Raw genomic sequence first — 565 nt, 5'->3', positions numbered from 1 at the left:
AGTTTTTAAGGGCGCACGGTGGATGCCTTGGCACCAGGAACCGATGAAGGACGTGAGAGGCCGCGATAGGCCCCGGGGAGCTGCCAACTGAGCTTTGATCCGGGGGTGTCCGAATGGGGAAACCCGGCAGTCGTCATGGGCTGTCACCCACTGCTGAACACATAGGCAGTGTGGAGGGAACGAGGGGAAGTGAAACATCTCAGTACCCTCAGGAAGAGAAAACAACCGTGATTCCGGGAGTAGTGGCGAGCGAAACCGGATGAGGCCAAACCGTATGCGTGTGATACCCGGCAGGGGTTGCGCATGCGGGGTTGTGGGAATGAGCTTGATCGGTCTGCCGGCCGGTCGGCGAGTCAGAAACCGTTGATGTAGTCGAAGGACATGCGAAAGGTCCGGCGTAGAGGGTAAGACCCCCGTAGACGAAACATCAGCGGCTTGCTTGCTCATCTCCCAAGTAGCACGGGGCCCGAGAAATCCCGTGTGAATCTGGCGGGACCACCCGCTAAGCCTAAATATTCCCTGGTGACCGATAGCGGATAGTACCGTGAGGGAATGGTGAAAAGTA

The 565-nt window shown here is 57.9% G+C and carries 1 rRNA gene; it reads left to right on the top strand.

Annotation, left to right across the window (positions count from 1 at the left end):
- Positions 1–565: ribosomal RNA gene (locus IE207_RS32910) — 23S ribosomal RNA — on the top strand; the annotation flags it as partial.

The sequence above is a fragment of the Streptomyces cirratus genome (assembly GCF_014650775.1).
Classification (GTDB): Bacteria; Actinomycetota; Actinomycetes; order Streptomycetales; family Streptomycetaceae; genus Streptomyces; species Streptomyces cirratus.
This window is presented reverse-complemented; position numbering and strand designations above follow the sequence as displayed.